The following is a 14,279-nucleotide window of genomic DNA, read 5'->3' as shown; positions in this document are numbered from 1 at the left end:
TCCGGCGCTTTACACGGCTTATCCGCCGTCCATCCATCGAAACCATCTTGCATGGGACCAGAGCAAGCGCTGAAGCACTAGCTCGGGTCAACAGGAGAGTGTCATGTCTGCATCGTCGAAAGTTGTTGCATGGTTTGAGATCCCGTCCGTCGACTTCGATCGCGCCGTCCGCTTCTATGAAGCCGCGCTCGACGTCAAACTGAACCGTCAGGAAATCGGCGGCCAGCCGATTGCCGTGTTCGGCTACGAAGAACCGGCCACTGGCGGCGCGATCGTCCACAATCCGTCGGCGACCCCGAACGGCGACGGCGTGCTCGTCTATCTGAATGCGCAGCCGACCGTGGACGCCACCCTCGCCCGCATCGAAGAAGCCGGCGGCAAATCCGACGGGCCGGTCGTCAAACTGCCGCAGGATATCGGCTATATCGGGTTCTTCACCGATACCGAAGGCAACCGCCTCGGCCTGCACTCGCGCACCAACGGCTAGAGCGCAAGCGGCGAGCAGAGCGCGCGCAGCGCAGAACAGCACGAAGCGCCACGCGGCCGCCGCCTGAACGCTGACCGGAGCGCGGCATGCGGCGCTATCATCGCGGGACTGTCCCGGTCCTTTTCTACAAGACGCCCACGATGACGCGCCGCGCCGACCGCCTGTTCCAGATCGCCGAACTGCTGCGCGGCCGGCGTCTGACCACCGCGCAACAACTCGCCGACTGGCTCAACATCTCGCTGCGCACTGTCTATCGCGACGTGCGCGATCTGCAATTGTCGGGCGTACCGATCGAGGGCGAGGCCGGCATCGGCTACCGGCTGAGCCGCGCCGCGAGCCTGCCGCCGCTCACCTTCACCGCCGACGAACTCGCGGCGCTCGCCGCCGGCGCACGCATGCTGGAGTCCTGGGGCGGCGCCGACTTTGCAAGCGGCGCGCGCGGCGCGCTCGCCAAGATTGCGTCGGCAATGCCGGCGGACAAGCGCGCGTCGCTCGAAAGACTCGCTGTCTTCGCCCCGTCGTTTCATATCAGGAGTGATTTCTCAGCACAGCTTGACACGCTGCATCGCGCGATCGACGCACGGCAAGTGGTGAGCTTTTCGTACACCGATGCAAACGGCGCGGCAACTGAGCGCCGTGTGTGGCCGCTCGCGCTCGCCTATTGGGGCGCGCGCTGGACGCTAGGCGCGTGGTGTGAATTGCGCGGCGACTTCCGCAATTTTGGACTGGAGCGGATCCAGGAACTGGAAGTGCACGAACCCTATCCGGATCAGCAAGGCAGGCGGCTCGCGGACCTGTTGCGGCATGTCAACGCCAAGCCGCGTTAGACCGACAACGCGGGTAACGCGAGCAATGCGAGAAACGCGCCGCAGCTGCCGGCTTGAAATACAGGCTTCCCGTTTCGAGTCCCGCGGTCAACGGCAAAACAATCCGCGAGACTCACCACACGCGCCTAGTCGACCGACTTCACCATATCCTCGATCACCTTTTTGGCGTCGCCGAAAACCATCATCGTCTTGTCCATGTAGAAGAGGTCGTTGTCGAGCCCGGCGTAGCCTGCGGCCATGGAGCGCTTATTCACAATGACAGTACGCGCCTTGTAAGCCTCGATAATCGGCATGCCCGCAATCGGCGACTTCGGATCGTTCTTCGCGGCCGGATTGACCACGTCGTTTGCGCCGAGCACCAGCACCACGTCGACCTGACCGAACTCGCCGTTGATGTCGTCCATCTCGAACACCATGTCGTAAGGTACTTCGGCTTCGGCGAGCAGCACGTTCATATGGCCAGGCATCCGTCCGGCCACCGGGTGAATCGCGTACTTGACCTCGATGCCCTTCTCGACGAGCTTGTCGGTCAGCTCCTTCAACGCATGCTGCGCGCGTGCCACGGCAAGGCCATAACCCGGCACGATCACGACCGTTTCGGCGTTGCCGAGCATGAACGACGCATCGTCAGCGGAACCGGATTTCACCGGACGCTGCTCCGCCGAGCCACCAGCCGCCGCCGCGCCTGGCTCGTTGCCGAAGCCGCCGAGAATCACATTGAAGAACGAGCGGTTCATCGCGCGGCACATGATGTACGACAGAATCGCACCCGACGAGCCGACGAGCGAGCCCGCGATGATCAGCATCGGATTGTTAAGCGAGAAGCCGATACCCGCCGCCGCCCAGCCCGAGTACGAGTTGAGCATGGAGACGACGACCGGCATATCCGCGCCGCCGATCGGAATGATGATCAGCACGCCGAGCACGAACGCGATCGCCGTCATGATGATGAACGGCAGCCACGACTGCGTGAAAAAGAAGATGATGCCGAAGCCGAGCATCGCGATAGCGAGCATCAGGTTGATCAGGTGCTGGCCTGCATACACCACTGGCGCGCCCTGAAACAGGCGAAACTTGTATTTGCCCGAGAGCTTGCCGAACGCGATCACCGAACCGCTGAAAGTAATCGCGCCGACGAACGTGCCGATAAACAGCTCGACGCGATTGCCGTAAGGCAGGAAACCCGGCACCGGATACTCGGGATCGACGAGACCGAACGCGGCCGGCTCCGACACGACCGCATATGCAATGCAGACCGCCGCGAGACCGATCAGCGAGTGCATGGCCGCGACGAGTTCCGGCATTTTGGTCATCTCGACGCGCGCGGCGACGAACGCGCCGATAGCGCCGCCGATAATCAGCGCGACCAGCAGCAGACCAAGCCCCAGGCCGAGATTCGATCCAAGCGCGGTGGCCTGCTTGGCGATCAATGCGATGGTCGTGAGAATCGCAATCGCCATCCCGACCATGCCGAACGTATTGCCGATGCGGGCGGTCTTCGGATTCGACAGCCCTTTGAGCGCCTGAATGAAGCAGACCGACGCGACCAGATAAAGCAGCGTGACGACGTTCAGACTCATTACGCGTTCTCCTTGCTCTTGTCGGCGATCAGCTTCTTCGGCTCTTTCTTGCGGAACATCTCCAGCATTCGCCGCGTGACGAGAAAGCCGCCGAACACATTGACCGCCGCGAGCGCGACGGCGAGCGTGCCGAAGAACTTGCCCGGCGTGCCGAGCGTGAGACCGGTTGCCAGCATCGCGCCGACAATCACGATCGCCGAAATGGCGTTGGTCACGGCCATCAGCGGCGTGTGCAGGGCGGGCGTGACGTTCCAGACCACGTGGTAGCCGACGTAGATCGCCAGCACGAAAATGATCAGGTTGATGACGGTGTGGTTGAGCACTTCCATCGCCGTTTCTCCTCGGTGGATTCGTTTTATGCCTTGCGCGCGACTTCGCCGTCGCGGGCAAGCAGCGTGGCGGCGACGATGTCGTCGGCGAGGTCGATGTTGAGCGCGCCTTCCTTCGTCACGATCAGCTTCAGGAAGTCGAGCAGATTGCGCGCATAGAGCGACGAAGCGTCGGCGGGCACCATCGAGGCCAGATTCGTGTAGCCGACAATCGTCACGCCATGCTTGACGACCACCTTGTCAGCTTCGGTGAGCGGACAGTTGCCGCCGCGCTGCCCTTCATAGTCCGCGCCGCGGCCCGCGGCAAGGTCGACCAGCACGGAGCCGGGTTTCATCGCCTGCACGGTTTCGACGGAGATCAGCGTCGGCGCCGCGCGGCCGGGAATCAAGGCGGTGGAGATCACCACGTCGGCCTGCTTCGCGCGCTCGTGGACGAGCGCCGACTGCCGCTGCAGCCACGACGGCGGCATGGGCCGCGCATAGCCGCCGACGCCTTGGGCGGCTTCGCGCTCTTCGTCGGTTTCATAAGGCACGTCGAGAAACTTCGCGCCGAGCGATTCAATCTGCTCTTTCACGGCCGGACGGACGTCGGACGCTTCGATCACGGCACCCAGCCGTTTCGCCGTCGCGATTGCCTGCAAGCCCGCCACGCCCGCGCCGAGAATCAGCACACGCGCGGCTTTCACGGTGCCGGCCGCGGTCATCAGCATCGGCATGAAACGCGGGTACAGCGTCGCCGCCAGCAGCACCGCCTTGTATCCGGCGATGTTCGCCTGCGACGACAGCACGTCGAGGCTTTGCGCGCGGGTCGTTCTGGGCGCGGCTTCGAGCGCGAACGCGGTAACGCCGGCCGCAGCCAGTTTTAACGCATTCTCCGCGTTGAACGGATCGAGCATGCCGACCAGCACTGCGCCGCGCTTGAGCAGCGGGAGTTCGGCTTCGGTTGGAGACTGCACTTTGAGGACCAGTTCGGCGCCAAACGCGCTGGCGGCGTCGACGATTTCCGCGCCGGCGGCTGTGAAGGCGTCGTCGGGAAAGCTCGCGCCAGCTCCGGCGCCGCTCTGGATGGTGACCCGATGGCCCTGGCCCACGTACTTCTTGACCGTTTCGGGCGTCGCGGCGACGCGGGTTTCGTGCGCGCGCGTCTCAGCTGGCACTCCGATGTGCATCGTGCTTCCTCCTCGACTTACTGTTGACGACAGATCGGCCGACGAGGCACGCCGGCTTGCAAGTGCAACGGCTAACGCCTCACTTTACCCGAAACATGGGGGGCTGCAGAAATCGGGGACAATCCGGGGGTGCCGGTCGGCTGGCGCGCGCTCAGGGCCGTGCGTTCCTGGTTCGGCGGCCAATACGGATCGCGCCCGAGCCGCGCGCGCCGAAGGCCGCCGTTCTTTGCTGGGCGCCCGAAAGCCGGTCAACCCGCATCGAGCGTTGCGAATGAGGCCGTTCAAAAACGGCGTGCCCCGCAGCCGCCGGCCCTACCGCCCCTGAAGCCGGCCGCCCGCTTCCCGGCAGCGAGTGCCTATAAACGGTAAAATGCGCACCCATGAAACCGGAAACTTGGCTGCCGCACGTGACCGTCGCGGCCATAGTCGAGCGTGACGGGCGCTTTCTCGTGGTCGAGGAACACACGGCGGCCGGTCTGCGCCTGAATCAGCCGGCCGGCCATCTGGAAGCCGGCGAAACGCTGCTGGAAGCAGTGATCCGCGAAACGCTCGAGGAAACCGCGCACCCGTTCACGCCCGAGGCGCTGGTCGGCATATACATGACGCATTTCGAGCGGCCGGACAGCGAAGGCGTAACGTATTTGCGCTTCACTTATTGCGGCACCGGCGGCGAACGCGAGGCGGCACGCGCGCTCGACCCCGACATCGTGCGAACGTTGTGGATGAGCGCCGACGAATTGCGCGCCTGCCCCGAACGGCACCGCACGCCGCTCGTCATGCAATGCATCGACGATTACCTGGCAGGCCGGCGTTTCCCGCTCGACTTCGTGCATACGCATTCGGTCGGGCCGAAAAGGTAACCGCGGATAAACCGCGCGGCAGCATCGACCCACGATCCATGAAGTCACGCAGTACCCAGTGAGCACCTTATGAGCAAGCAGAAAGTCGTAGTAGGCATGTCGGGCGGCGTCGATTCGTCGGTTACCGCGTGGCTGCTGAAGGAACAGGGCTACGACGTGGTCGGCCTGTTCATGAAGAACTGGGAAGACGACGACGACAGCGAATACTGCTCGACGCGCCAGGACTGGATCGACGTGGTGTCGGTCGCGGACCTGATCGGCATTGACGTGGAAGCGGTCAACTTCGCGTCCGAATACAAAGACCGCGTATTCGCCGAGTTCTTGCGCGAATATTCCGCGGGCCGCACGCCCAACCCGGACGTGCTGTGCAACGCCGAAATCAAGTTCAAGGCCTTCCTCGATCACGCCATGTCGCTCGGCGCGGAAACCATCGCGACCGGCCACTATGCGCGCGTGCGTGAGAACAATGGCCGCTTCGAACTGCTGAAAGCGTTCGACCATACGAAAGATCAGTCGTACTTCCTACATAGGTTGAACCAGCCGCAGTTGTCGAAAACGCTGTTTCCGCTCGGCGAAATTCCCAAAACGAAGGTGCGCGAAATCGCCGAACAGATCGCGCTGCCCAATGCGAAGAAGAAGGATTCGACCGGCATCTGCTTTATCGGCGAACGGCCGTTCCGCGACTTCCTGAACCGCTATCTGCCGACAAAGCCGGGCCCGATGAAAACCACCGACGGCAAAACGGTCGGCGAGCACATCGGACTCGCGTTCTACACGTTCGGGCAGCGCAAGGGCATCGGTCTGGGCGGCAGCAAGGAAGGCAGCGGCGAGCCGTGGTTCGTGGCGGGCAAGGACATTGCGTCGAATACGCTATACGTCGCGCAAGGTCACGATCATCCGTGGCTCCTGAGCCATACGCTCAGCGCGGGCAACACGAGTTGGGTCGCGGGCGAGCCGCCGGCGGAAGGCTTCGCCTGCGGCGCGAAGACCCGCTACCGGCAGGCGGATGCACGCTGCACGTTTACGACAGCGAACTACGGCGAAAGTCTCTTCGAACTCAATTTCGACGATGCGCAATGGGCTGTCACACCGGGGCAATCCGCGGTGCTCTACGATGGCGACGTGTGCCTCGGCGGCGGCATCATCGAACATGCTGCTACTGCGCAGCCAACCGCGCGCGAGCCGCAGAAAGCGGCGTTGCTGAGCGCGCGTTAAAGCCGCTCGCCTCCCTGGCAGTCCGCTTTTTCCCGACGGGCAGTCGCTCGTTTTCCTTCGCGGCGGATCCGTCCGCGCCGCCGGCGCCGGCGATCCCTCCGCGACGATCTTCACTGCACCGGAGTCCCAATGTTTTCTCGACGTTATCTGGCCATGTGGAGCGCAGTCGCGCTCCTCGCCGTTTGCGCGGCGCTCGCCGCGACGCATCACATGTCGTGGCTGTGGATCGTCGTGCCGCTCGCGCTCGTCGCAGTCGGCCTGTTCGATCTCGGTCAGCAGCGGCACGCAATTCTTCGCAACTATCCGCTGTGGGGTCATTTTCGCTTTCTGTTCGAGTTCATTCGCCCGGAAATCCGCCAATATTTCGTCGAAGGCGATACCGACGAAAAGCCGTTTTCGCGGGCTCAACGCAGCATCGTCTATCAGCGTGCAAAGAACGACGTCGATAGCCGCCCGTATGGAACCGAGGTCGACGTCAAAGCCGTCGCGCATGAATGGATCAGCCACTCGCTTGCGCCGACCACGCTCGATAGCCACGACTTCCGCATCGTAGTCGGCGCCGGGCGCGCGCAGCCTTACTCGATGTCGATCTTCAACGTCTCGGCAATGAGCTTCGGCTCGCTGTCCGCAAACGCGATCATGGCGCTGAACCTAGGCGCGAAGAAAGGCAACTTCGCGCACGACACCGGCGAAGGCTCGATGTCGAAGTATCACCGCGAGCACGGCGGCGACATCATCTGGGAAATCGCGTCGGGCTATTTCGGCTGCCGTAACGACGACGGCACCTTCAGTGCGGAAAAATTCGCGAAGCAGGCGGCCGAACCGCAAGTGAAAATGATCGAGGTGAAGCTGTCGCAAGGCGCGAAGCCGGGTCATGGCGGCGTGTTGCCGGCCGCGAAGATCACGCCTGAAATCGCGGAGACGCGCGGCGTGCCGATGGGCCGCGACTGCATTTCGCCGGCCACGCACTCGGAGTTTTCGACGCCGCGCGGCCTGCTCGAATTCGTCGACCGCTTGCGCACGTTGTCGGGCGGCAAGCCGACCGGGTTCAAGCTGTGCATCGGGCACCCTTGGGAATTTTTCGGCATTGCCAAGGCGATGCTGGAGACGGGCATTCTGCCGGACTTCATCGTCGTGGACGGTGCGGAAGGCGGCACGGGCGCAGCGCCGCTCGAGTTCACCGACCACGTCGGCGTGCCGTTGCAGGAAGGCCTGCTGCTCGTGCACAACACGCTGGTTGGCATCGGCTTGCGGCAACGCATTCGCATCGGCGCGAGCGGCAAGATGATCACCGCGTTCGACATCACCAGGACACTCGCGATCGGCGCGGACTGGGTCAACGCGGCCCGCGGCTTCATGTTCGCGGTGGGCTGCATTCAGGCGCAAACCTGCCACACCGGACGCTGCCCGACCGGCGTCGCGACGCAAGACCCGGTGCGCCAGCGTGCGCTCGTCGTGCCGGACAAGGCCGACCGCGTGTTCAGCTTCCACCACAACACGCTGCATGCGCTGAAGGAAATCATTCAGGCTGCCGGGTTGAAGCATCCCGCCGAGTTGCGCGCGCATCACATCGTGCGGCGAGTGTCGTCGCATGAGGTGCAGTTGATGTCCGAGTTGCTGAAGTATCTCGAGCCGGATGATCTGCTCAACGGGAAATACCGCTACTCGTTGTATGAGAAGTGGTGGCCGGTCGCGCAAAGCGATTCGTTTTCGCCGAAGGTGGAGTTGGCGGTGGCGTGAGAGAGCGCCGCTCGTCTGTCAGCCCCTCCCCAAAACCGGACACCCCCCCGCCTTTCCGTTAAAATCGCAGGTCTAGCACTTCGCTCCACGGCCGCCCCGCGCGCACACGCGCTCGCTGCGCGGCCTCATGCCCGAAAGGCACTTCATGCTCACGTTTCAGCAAATCATCCTGACACTGCAATCCTATTGGGATAAGCAGGGTTGCGCGTTGCTCCAGCCGATCGACATGGAAGTCGGCGCGGGCACCTCGCACGTCCACACTTTCCTGCGCGCGGTCGGCCCGGAACCGTGGCGCGCCGCCTATGTGCAGCCGTCGCGCCGCCCGAAAGACGGCCGCTATGGCGAGAACCCGAACCGCCTGCAGCACTACTATCAGTACCAGGTGGTGCTGAAGCCCGCGCCGGAGAACATCCTCGATCTGTATCTCGGCTCGCTCGAAGCACTCGGCTTCGACCTGAAGCAGAACGACGTGCGCTTCGTCGAAGACGATTGGGAAAATCCCACGCTCGGCGCGTGGGGGCTCGGCTGGGAAGTGTGGCTGAACGGCATGGAAGTGACCCAGTTCACGTATTTCCAGCAGGTCGGCGGCCTGGACTGCAAGCCGGTGCTCGGCGAAATCACGTACGGTCTCGAACGCCTCGCGATGTATCTGCAAAAGGTCGAAAACGTCTACGACCTCGTCTGGACCGAGTGGGAGGAGCAAGGCCCGAACGGCCCGGAAACGCGCCGCCTCACTTACGGCGACGTGTATCACCAGAACGAAGTCGAACAGTCCACGTATAACTTCGAGCACGCGAACGTCGATCTTCTGTTCACGTTCTTCAACAGCTACGAAGCCGAAGCGAAGCGCATGATCGAAGCGCAGATCGCGCTGCCCGCCTATGAACTCGTGCTGAAGGCCGGCCACACGTTCAATCTGCTCGACGCGCGCGGCGCGATCTCGGTCACGGAGCGCGCGGCCTACATCGGCCGGATTCGCGCGCTGTCGCGTCTGGTCGCCCAGGCCTACTACGATTCACGCGAGAAGCTCGGCTTCCCGATGCTCGGCAATCCGGTGCACGCCGTGCCCGGCCTCACCACCGACGAGCAGGACGCCGCCATGCCCGCGTGGGCGCCGCCGCTGAAAGTCGAACGCAAGATCGACGCGGACTGACGAGAACATCAAGAAATGACTCAATCCCATCAAGCTACCCTGCTGGTCGAACTGCTGACCGAGGAACTGCCGCCGAAAGCGCTCGCCCGTCTAGGCGACGCCTTCGCCGAAGGCATCGCGGAGCGCCTCGCGGCGCGCGATCTGATCGAAGGCGAGCTGTCATTCGAGCGTTATGCGACGCCGCGCCGCCTCGCCGTCACGATCAGAAACGTGCGCACGGTTGCGCCGGAAAAGCATGTGCGCGAAAAAGTGCTGCCGGTCTCCGTCGCGCTCGACAAAGACGGCCAGCCCACCGCGCCGCTCGCGAAAAAACTCGCCGCGCTCGGCTTCCCCGATTTTTCGGTGAACGACCTGGAGCGCGCGCAGGACGGTAAGGCCGAAGCCTTTTTCCTGCGCTACGCCGCGCCGGGCGCCACGCTCGCGGAAGGCCTGCAAGCCGCGCTCGACGAAACGCTCGCCAAGCTGCCCATTCCTAAGGTGATGACCTATCAACGCCCGGACGGCACGAACGTGCAGTTCGTGCGGCCGGCGCATCGCCTGACCGCGCTGCATGGCGAGCAGATCGTACCGGTCAGCGCGCTCGGCATCGACGCGGACGACACCACGCTCGGCCATCGCTTCCTGTCCGAAGGCTTCGTGCAGATCCAGCACGCGGATTCGTACGCCGACACGCTGATGCACAAGGGCCGTGTGGTGCCGAACTTCGCCGACCGCAAGGAAACCATCCGCACGCATCTGCTCGCGCACGCGGACGGCGATCAGGTCGTGATGCCCGAATCGCTGCTGGACGAAGTGACGTCGCTGGTCGAATGGCCGGTGGTCTACGCATGCCGTTTCGAGGACGAATTCCTGCAAGTGCCGCAGGAATGTCTGATCCTCACCATGCAGACGAACCAGAAATACTTCGCGCTGACGGATGAGAACGGCAAGCTGCGCTCGCGCTTCCTGATCGTATCGAACATCGAAACATCGACGCCCGGCGATATCGTCGAAGGCAATGAGCGGGTGGTGCGCCCGCGTTTGGCCGACGCAAAATTCTTCTTCGAGCAGGACAAGAAGAAGCCGCTCGCCGATCGCGTGCCCTTGCTTGCGAACGTCGTGTATCACAACAAGCTCGGCTCGGCGCTGCAACGCGTGGAGCGCGTCGAAGCGCTGGCCGGCGCGATCGCCGGCCTGATCGGCGCGGACGTGGCGCTGGCGAAGCGCGCCGCGCGTCTGGCCAAGGCCGATCTGATCACCGACATGGTCGGCGAATTCCCCGAGCTGCAAGGCACGATGGGCACGTACTACGCGCGCCACGACGGCGAGCCCGAAGAAGTCGCGCTCGCGTGCTCGGAGCATTATCAGCCGCGTTTCTCCGGCGACGCGTTGCCGGGCACGGCAACCGGCACGGTCGTCGCGCTGGCCGACAAGCTCGAAACCCTGGTCGGCATCTGGGGCATCGGTCTGCAACCCACCGGCGAGAAAGACCCGTTCGCGCTGCGCCGTCACGCGCTCGGCGTCCTGCGCATTCTGGTCGAGAAGCAACTGGCCGTGGATTTCGTCGAACTGCTGCGCACCGCTTACGCGCAATTCACCGCAGTGCCAAACGTGGCGGATTCGACGCAAGCCATCTACGAATTCAGCATGGATCGTCTGCGTGGTCTGCTGCGCGAACGCGGTCACCCGCCAGGCGAAATCGACGCGGTGCTGGCGCTCAACCCGACGCGCCTCGACGATATCGTCGCGCGCCTGGATGCAGTGCGCGAGTTCGCGGCGTTGCCGGAAGCGGCAGCGCTCGCGGCAGCCAACAAGCGCATCTCGAACATCCTGAAGAAGTCGGAAGGCGCTACCGCTACCGGCGGCGTGCAGGTCACGCTGCTCTTCGAGCCTGCGGAAAAGGCCTTGCATGCGCAGTTGGAGCAGGTAGCGCCGCGTGTGCAGTCGCAACTTGCCGCACGCGATTACACGGGCGCACTTACCGCGCTTGCCGCGTTGCGCGAACCGGTCGACACGTTCTTCAACGACGTGATGGTCAACGCTGAAGATCCGGCTCTGCGCGCGAACCGTCTGGCCTTGCTCGGCGCGCTGCATCAGCAGATGAATTGCGTCGCCGACATTTCCCGCCTCGCCGCCTGAGCCGCACGCCATGCCGACCAAAAAAGTGGTGATCCTCGACCGCGACGGCGTGATCAACGCCGATTCCGACGCGTTCATCAAGTCGCCGGACGAGTGGGTCGCGTTGCCGGGCTCGCTCGAAGCGATTGCGCGCCTGAGCCAGGCCGGCTATCGCGTGGCAGTCGCAACGAACCAGTCGGGCATCGGCCGGGGCCTCTTCGACATGAACGCGCTCAACGCGATGCACCTCAAGATGCATCGCATGGCGGCGTCCGTGGGCGGGCGCATCGACGCGGTATTCTTCTGCCCGCACACGGCGGAAGACCACTGCGAATGCCGCAAGCCGAAGCCCGGCATGCTGAAAATGATCAACGAGCGTTTCGAGGTCGACCCTGAGAACACGCCGGTGGTCGGCGACGCGATGCGCGACCTGCAAGCGGGCGCGGCGCTCGGCCACCCGGTTCATCTGGTGCTCACAGGCAAGGGCCGCAAAACGCTCACGGCCGGCGGCCTGCCGGATGGCGCGGTCGTCCACGACGACCTGCGAGCGTTCGCGCTCGACTTTCTCGCCGACGCTCAAGAGTGACGCGTACCACGCGCGTCCCCACCCCTTACTGACCACGCCGATGCGCTTCATTCGTTCTTCGCTGCTGCTGATTTACTTCATCGTGTTCACGGTGCCGTACGCGACCGCGTGCTTCATTGCGTTCCCGTTCATGCGCGCCGATAGCCGCTACTGGATGGCGGCCGGCTGGTGCCGCGCGACACTCAACGCGGTGCGCTGGCTCAACGGCATCCGCTACACGATCGAGGGCATGGAGAACCTGCCCAACGGTCCGGCGGTGTTGTTGTCGAAGCATCAGTCGGCATGGGAGACGCTGGCGTTTCCCGCCTTGATGCCGCGGCCGCTGTGCTACGTGTTCAAACGCGAGCTGCTGTACGTGCCGTTTTTCGGCTGGGCGCTCGGCCTCCTGAAGATGGTTCATATCGACCGTAAAGAAGGCAAGTACGCGTTCGAATCGGTGGTCAGGCAAGGTAAGGCGCGCATGGCGGAAGGCGCCTGGGTGATCATGTTTCCGGAAGGCACGCGCACGCCGACGGGCAAGCAGGGCAAGTACAAAACCGGCGGTGCGCGCTTTGCGATTGCAACCGGCGCACCGGTCGTGCCCATCGCGCACAACGCCGGACGTGTGTGGCCTCGCAACTCGTTTCTCAAATATGCGGGTATAGTCACGGTGTCGATCGGCAAGCCGATCGAGACGACGGGGCTCACGCCCGATGAAGTGAACACGCGCGTCGAACAGTGGATCGAAGCTGAAATGCGTCGCATCGATCCTACTGCGTATCGCGCGGCGGGAAGCAGTTCCGCCGCCGCACCTATCTGACGCGCCCACGCCCTCGAAGGCGTACTTGCGCGAAGCCGAATCCGATGCAGAAGTCTCCTACGCCGCAGCCCGCTGCGGCGCTCGATAACCGGCAACTCGATCTCCCGCTCTTCGCCGAGCCGGGGTCGACTTCGTCGTCCCCTTCACCGTCCGCGCCTTCGGCAACGCCTCACGGTCAGCAGCCCGCCGTGCCGCTTGCACCGGACGGCAGCAAGCTGCGCAGTCTCGTCATCGGCTCGCGCACGCTGCATTACGCGCTCAAGCGTTCGGCGCGCCGCTCGATCGGCTTTGCGATCGACAGCACTGGCCTCACGATCACCGCTCCGCGCTGGGTCACGCTCGCCGATATCGAAACCGCGATCACCGAAAAACAGCGCTGGATTTTCACGAAGCTGATTGAATGGCAAACGCGCGTCGAACAGCGCGCGTTGCCGAAGGTCGACTGGAAAGACGGCGCCGAGGTGCCCTATCTCGGGCAGCCGGTGCGCGTAACGCTCGGCGCGCCGCAAGGCACGCTCGCGTTTAGCGCGGCCGACTCCGCCCTGCAAGTGCCGCTGCCTCTGCAAGCAGATCCGCAGCAGATCAAGGACCGCGTGCAAGGCTGGTTGCAGAGCGAAGCGAAGCGTGTGTTCGGCGAGCGCCTCGCTATTTACGCGGAGAAGCTGGGCGTCAACTATCGCGCGTATGCGCTTTCTTCAGCGGCCACACGCTGGGGCAGCTGTTCGAGTGACGGCAAGATTCGCCTGAACTGGCGGCTGATTCACTTTCCGCTTTCCATCATCGATTACGTCGTCGCGCATGAGTTGGCGCATCTGCGGGAAATGAATCACAGCCCGCGCTTCTGGCAAACGGTCGAATCGATTTTTCCGGAATTTCGCGAAGCGCGGCAGACGCTGAAGTCGCATCCGCCGGAACTGCTGCCGACGCTTTAGAGCCGGCGTTTCTCCTGCGTCCCCGCGGTGCGGTGAAAGGCTTACGCGGCGTCGACTGTGACTGACGCCGCCCGACCTACTCCGTGCAAAACGTCTCATGCAGATGACGCCACGTCACCTTGCCCTGCGCGTCGACGTCCATCACTGCGGTTGAGCGCCGCACGTTCGCATTGCCCGCAATGTCCCGCTGATACTCGCGATATTTCACGACCGCGCCCGACGGATATTCGACGACGATCTCCCTGTCGCGAATGTCGATCTGCGAGCCCGGCCGCGCGCCGCGCAGCCTCGCGAACGTCTCGCGCAGCGCGGCGTGATCGAGCACAGCGCCGGACGGCACGATCAAGGTGAACTGCGGCGCGAAGCGCGCCATGATCCGTTCGAGCGCGAGGTCGTCCGCGGAACCGTCGAACAAGGCCTCGATTTCGACGTGGATCGCGTCGAGTTCGTTGAAGTAGGGAATGTTGTTGTTCATTACGTGATCGATGAGATCCCGGCTCCCCGG

Annotated in this window: 14 protein-coding genes; 10 read left to right on the top strand and 4 right to left on the bottom strand. The window is 63.8% G+C overall.

The window, feature by feature from the left end:
- Window positions 1-103 precede the first annotated feature (103 nt).
- Window positions 104-487: a VOC family protein gene (locus tag RW095_RS37405; protein WP_317020719.1), complete on the top strand. Its 384-nt coding sequence runs from the start codon at window positions 104-106 to the stop codon at window positions 485-487.
- A gap of 86 nt (window positions 488-573) precedes the next feature.
- Window positions 574-1,314, top strand: a complete 741-nt coding sequence (locus tag RW095_RS37400; RefSeq protein WP_317020718.1) for a helix-turn-helix transcriptional regulator — start codon at window positions 574-576, stop codon at window positions 1,312-1,314.
- A 125-nt stretch (window positions 1,315-1,439) separates the two neighbouring features.
- On the opposite strand, the gene RW095_RS37395 is transcribed toward RW095_RS37400, so the two are convergent.
- The 3 genes from RW095_RS37395 to RW095_RS37385 are packed head-to-tail and all read right to left on the bottom strand — an operon-like array spanning window position 1,440 to window position 4,392.
- A complete protein-coding gene (locus tag RW095_RS37395; protein ID WP_317020717.1) occupies window positions 1,440-2,894 on the bottom strand; it encodes an NAD(P)(+) transhydrogenase (Re/Si-specific) subunit beta in 1,455 nt (484 codons plus the stop codon).
- Window positions 2,894-3,223 carry an NAD(P) transhydrogenase subunit alpha gene (locus RW095_RS37390; protein ID WP_006047931.1) on the bottom strand — a complete coding sequence of 110 codons (330 nt, stop codon included), beginning with the start codon at window positions 3,221-3,223 and terminating at the stop codon, window positions 2,894-2,896. Before RW095_RS37390 ends, RW095_RS37395 begins: the two co-directional genes overlap by 1 nt.
- Window positions 3,224-3,249: 26 nt before the next feature.
- Window positions 3,250-4,392, bottom strand: a complete 1,143-nt coding sequence (locus tag RW095_RS37385) for a Re/Si-specific NAD(P)(+) transhydrogenase subunit alpha (protein WP_317020716.1) — start codon at window positions 4,390-4,392, stop codon at window positions 3,250-3,252.
- A 380-nt stretch (window positions 4,393-4,772) separates the two neighbouring features.
- On the opposite strand from RW095_RS37385, the gene RW095_RS37380 reads away from it, so the two are divergent.
- From RW095_RS37380 to RW095_RS37345, 8 genes are all read left to right on the top strand, one after another.
- The gene (locus RW095_RS37380) at window positions 4,773-5,252 is read left to right on the top strand and encodes an NUDIX hydrolase (RefSeq protein ID WP_317020715.1); all 480 of its coding nucleotides are present in this window, start codon (window positions 4,773-4,775) and stop codon (window positions 5,250-5,252) included.
- A 69-nt stretch (window positions 5,253-5,321) separates the two neighbouring features.
- Window positions 5,322-6,467, top strand: coding sequence for a tRNA 2-thiouridine(34) synthase MnmA (gene mnmA, locus RW095_RS37375; RefSeq protein WP_317020714.1), 1,146 nt, complete (start codon window positions 5,322-5,324; stop codon window positions 6,465-6,467).
- A gap of 129 nt (window positions 6,468-6,596) precedes the next feature.
- The gene (locus RW095_RS37370) at window positions 6,597-8,207 is read left to right on the top strand and encodes an FMN-binding glutamate synthase family protein (protein WP_317020713.1); all 1,611 of its coding nucleotides are present in this window, start codon (window positions 6,597-6,599) and stop codon (window positions 8,205-8,207) included.
- A gap of 145 nt (window positions 8,208-8,352) precedes the next feature.
- Window positions 8,353-9,360: a glycine--tRNA ligase subunit alpha gene (glyQ, locus tag RW095_RS37365; RefSeq protein WP_084166877.1), complete on the top strand. Its 1,008-nt coding sequence runs from the start codon at window positions 8,353-8,355 to the stop codon at window positions 9,358-9,360.
- 15 nt (window positions 9,361-9,375) lie between these two features.
- Complete coding sequence (glyS, locus tag RW095_RS37360; protein WP_317020712.1) at window positions 9,376-11,478, top strand: glycine--tRNA ligase subunit beta; 2,103 nt, start codon at window positions 9,376-9,378, stop codon at window positions 11,476-11,478.
- Window positions 11,479-11,488: 10 nt separating this feature from the next.
- A complete protein-coding gene (gene gmhB / locus RW095_RS37355; RefSeq protein ID WP_317020711.1) occupies window positions 11,489-12,043 on the top strand; it encodes a D-glycero-beta-D-manno-heptose 1,7-bisphosphate 7-phosphatase in 555 nt (184 codons plus the stop codon).
- Window positions 12,044-12,083: 40 nt separating this feature from the next.
- On the top strand, window positions 12,084-12,842 hold the full coding sequence (locus RW095_RS37350; RefSeq protein WP_317020710.1) for a lysophospholipid acyltransferase family protein: 759 nt from the start codon (window positions 12,084-12,086) through the stop codon (window positions 12,840-12,842).
- Between the two features lie 44 nt (window positions 12,843-12,886).
- Window positions 12,887-13,774 carry a M48 family metallopeptidase gene (locus RW095_RS37345; protein WP_317020709.1) on the top strand — a complete coding sequence of 296 codons (888 nt, stop codon included), beginning with the start codon at window positions 12,887-12,889 and terminating at the stop codon, window positions 13,772-13,774.
- A 76-nt stretch (window positions 13,775-13,850) separates the two neighbouring features.
- Here the strand turns inward: RW095_RS37345 and RW095_RS37340 are convergent, their stop codons facing one another.
- On the bottom strand, window positions 13,851-14,249 hold the full coding sequence (locus RW095_RS37340) for a DUF4440 domain-containing protein (protein WP_317020708.1): 399 nt from the start codon (window positions 14,247-14,249) through the stop codon (window positions 13,851-13,853).
- Window positions 14,250-14,279: the final 30 nt, after the last annotated feature.

The sequence above is a fragment of the Paraburkholderia kirstenboschensis genome, from assembly GCF_032806925.1.
In the GTDB taxonomy this organism is placed as follows: domain Bacteria; phylum Pseudomonadota; class Gammaproteobacteria; order Burkholderiales; family Burkholderiaceae; genus Paraburkholderia; species Paraburkholderia kirstenboschensis.
Note: the sequence above shows the minus strand (reverse complement) of the source record. Positions and strands in the feature narration are given on the sequence as shown.

What these genes read in the sequence shown, in the direction of transcription:
- glyQ (WP_084166877.1), top strand. Translation starts at nt 8,353, where the DNA reads ATGCTCACGTTTCAGCAAATCATCCTGACACTGCAATCCTATTGGGAT.
- mnmA (WP_317020714.1), top strand. Translation starts at nt 5,322, where the DNA reads ATGAGCAAGCAGAAAGTCGTAGTAGGCATGTCGGGCGGCGTCGATTCG.
- RW095_RS37340 (WP_317020708.1), bottom strand. Translation starts at nt 14,249, where the DNA reads ATGAACAACAACATTCCCTACTTCAACGAACTCGACGCGATCCACGTC.
- RW095_RS37370 (WP_317020713.1), top strand. Translation starts at nt 6,597, where the DNA reads ATGTTTTCTCGACGTTATCTGGCCATGTGGAGCGCAGTCGCGCTCCTC.
- glyS (WP_317020712.1), top strand. Translation starts at nt 9,376, where the DNA reads ATGACTCAATCCCATCAAGCTACCCTGCTGGTCGAACTGCTGACCGAG.
- RW095_RS37350 (WP_317020710.1), top strand. Translation starts at nt 12,084, where the DNA reads ATGCGCTTCATTCGTTCTTCGCTGCTGCTGATTTACTTCATCGTGTTC.
- gmhB (WP_317020711.1), top strand. Translation starts at nt 11,489, where the DNA reads ATGCCGACCAAAAAAGTGGTGATCCTCGACCGCGACGGCGTGATCAAC.
- RW095_RS37380 (WP_317020715.1), top strand. Translation starts at nt 4,773, where the DNA reads ATGAAACCGGAAACTTGGCTGCCGCACGTGACCGTCGCGGCCATAGTC.
- RW095_RS37345 (WP_317020709.1), top strand. Translation starts at nt 12,887, where the DNA reads ATGCAGAAGTCTCCTACGCCGCAGCCCGCTGCGGCGCTCGATAACCGG.
- RW095_RS37405 (WP_317020719.1), top strand. Translation starts at nt 104, where the DNA reads ATGTCTGCATCGTCGAAAGTTGTTGCATGGTTTGAGATCCCGTCCGTC.
- RW095_RS37400 (WP_317020718.1), top strand. Translation starts at nt 574, where the DNA reads ATGCGGCGCTATCATCGCGGGACTGTCCCGGTCCTTTTCTACAAGACG.
- RW095_RS37395 (WP_317020717.1), bottom strand. Translation starts at nt 2,894, where the DNA reads ATGAGTCTGAACGTCGTCACGCTGCTTTATCTGGTCGCGTCGGTCTGC.
- RW095_RS37390 (WP_006047931.1), bottom strand. Translation starts at nt 3,223, where the DNA reads ATGGAAGTGCTCAACCACACCGTCATCAACCTGATCATTTTCGTGCTG.
- RW095_RS37385 (WP_317020716.1), bottom strand. Translation starts at nt 4,392, where the DNA reads ATGCACATCGGAGTGCCAGCTGAGACGCGCGCGCACGAAACCCGCGTC.